The organism is Amycolatopsis sp. SID8362, assembly GCF_010550475.1.
Lineage (GTDB): Bacteria > Actinomycetota > Actinomycetes > Mycobacteriales > Pseudonocardiaceae > Amycolatopsis > Amycolatopsis eburnea.
Map to the genome: position 1 here is coordinate 1 of NZ_JAAGNB010000557.1, position 1,348 is coordinate 1,348.

General features: G+C 76.1%; 1 protein-coding gene. It reads right to left on the reverse strand.

Going from position 1 to position 1,348, the window contains the following annotated elements; translation table 11 throughout:
• A partial coding sequence (locus tag G3I65_RS17380; protein ID WP_203612411.1) for a DNA polymerase Y family protein occupies nucleotides 1-1,133 on the reverse strand: 1,133 nt, incomplete at its 3' end.
• Between the last annotated feature and the right edge of the window lie 215 nt (nucleotides 1,134-1,348).

The window sequence follows — 1,348 nt, forward strand, 5'->3', positions numbered from 1 at the left end:
GCGTCCGGGCCGAGCAGGCCCTGGATGCGGACCAGGGCGCGGCCGGCGCGCTCGGCGGCGTCGGCGTCGCGGCCCAGCGACCCGAACTGCAGCTGCAGCGCCTGCCCGCCGACGACTTCTTCAGGGTCGAGGCGCAGCCGGACGATGCCGGCAGTGGGCCGGTCACGGGCGTTGAGCCAGCCTTCGCACTGCCAGCGCACGCGGTCGGCCGTCGCGCGGGCGGTCAGCGGTTCGGCGCAGCGCCAGACGCGGACGCGTTCCTCGCCGGCTTCGGTGACGGCGACGACGGCCAGCCGGGTGCAGGCGAGGCCGTGGCGGGCGAGCCCGGCGAAGAAGCGTTCGCCGAGCGTCTTCGCGACGAACGCGGCTTCGTCGATCCGGGCGAGCGGGTGCTCGAAGGTTTCGGTGACCGACAGGTCCGGCGGCAGCGCGCGGCGCAGGGGCGGGCGTTCGGAAAGACCGCGGGCGAGCCGGTGGGCGGTGATGGCGTCCTTCGGGAACCGGCCCGCGACGTCCCGTTCGGCGAGCGCGGCGAACGCGCCGAGGGTCCGCAACCCGAGCCGCCGCAGCAAGGCGACCAGCTCACCGCGATCGTCGCCGGGCTGGTCCAGCTCACTGATCGCGAGCGGCGCGAGGAACTTTCGCGCATCCCCGCGCGGCACGAGCGCCGACCGGCGAGCGGCGAGGGTCGCGGCGAAGAGCCCGTCGGCGATCCCGACCTGGCATTCGACCCCGGCCCGCGCGGCGACTTCGTCGATGAGCAGCTCGGCGAGCGCGGCTTCCCCGCCGAAGTACCCGGCAGCGCCGGTGACGGGCACGGCGACGAGCCCGGGCCGCACGACCTCGACCCCGACGGCCTGGCTTTCGACAGCGGCGGCGACGGGTTCGAAGAGCCGCGCATCGCGGTCCGGGTCGTGCTGGTGCACGACGAGCCCGGGACAGCGCGACTGGGCATCCCGCCGCCGCATCCCCCGCCCGACCCCGTTGGCGCGCGCGGCCGCGGAGCAGGCAACGACCCGGTTGGCGGAGAAGACGGCGGCGGGGGTGGTCGGCGGGGTGCCGGCGGCGGCTCCGGCGGCGACGACGGGCCAGTCGGGGCACCAGAGCACCAGCAGCCGTGGTGCTTCGGTCATCGCGGATCTTGGGTGGGGAGTTGGTTGGGCTTGGTCGGCCGGACACCACGCGGCTGGAGCGCCGGCTCGGCCGGCCATCCGCTGCTCGCCCGGACCGCACCACGACCGGAGCCGACCGGCACCGAACCGCCGACGCGAGACGAGCCCGGCCAGCCAGCCGACCACCCACCACACACCCGGCCCACACCGCCACCGCAGCCGACCGGCACCGAACC